2 protein-coding genes are annotated in these 652 nt (G+C 53.7%); both read right to left on the bottom strand.

From position 1 onward, the window contains the following. Positions 1-423, bottom strand: a 423-nt coding sequence (locus tag EAS64_RS42785) for a single-stranded DNA-binding protein (protein WP_145862449.1), incomplete at its 3' end; no start/stop codon positions are given. A gap of 85 nt (positions 424-508) precedes the next feature. Next, positions 509-652 (bottom strand): 30S ribosomal protein S6 (locus EAS64_RS42780; RefSeq protein ID WP_187366580.1); only part of this gene is annotated, 144 nt, incomplete at its 5' end.

The following is a 652-nucleotide window of genomic DNA, read 5'->3' as shown; positions in this document are numbered from 1 at the left end:
GAAGTTATTACCGCCAAAGTTGCCGCCCTGCTGACCACCGAAGTTACCTCCAGAGGTGCGCTGTGAACGGGTTACCTGGGCGGTAGCGTACCGTAGAGCGGGACCGATCTCATCGAGCTCGATCTCCATTGAGGTACGGCGTTCGCCTTCCTTCGTTTCATACGAGCGAGACTTCAAACGACCCTGGGCGATCACACGGGTTCCCTTTTTCAGGGTCTCTGCGACGTTCTCTGCGTAGTCGCGCCAAATAGACGCACGCAGGAACAGTGCCTCACCGTCTTCCCACTGACCGGTTTGACGATTGTAGGTACGCGGGGTAGATGCAATCGTAAAGTTTGCAACCGCTGCACCTGCGGGAGTGTAGCGCAACTCAGGGTCGCTGGTGAGATTCCCGACCACAGTGATAATGGTTTCGCCTGCCATTGATGCCTCCTCGAATGGATTCAAGTATATAACTCTAGGTAACCATAGGAACCTGACATTTTAATCAGGTCGCGGTTTTAGAGTCTTACTTGTTGACCTTCTGATCCTCCGGACGGATGATCTTGGTACGCATAACGGACTCGTTCAGGTTTAGAACACGGTCGAGCTCAGCGGCGGTCTCAGGGCTCGCGGTGAAGTTAACAACCGCATAGATACCTTCGGACTTCTT

It is taken from the genome of Trebonia kvetii, assembly GCF_007827045.1.
Lineage (GTDB): Bacteria > Actinomycetota > Actinomycetes > Streptosporangiales > Streptosporangiaceae > Trebonia > Trebonia kvetii.
The sequence above is the reverse complement of the archived record's forward strand: the minus strand, read 5'-3'. Positions and strand labels throughout refer to the sequence as shown.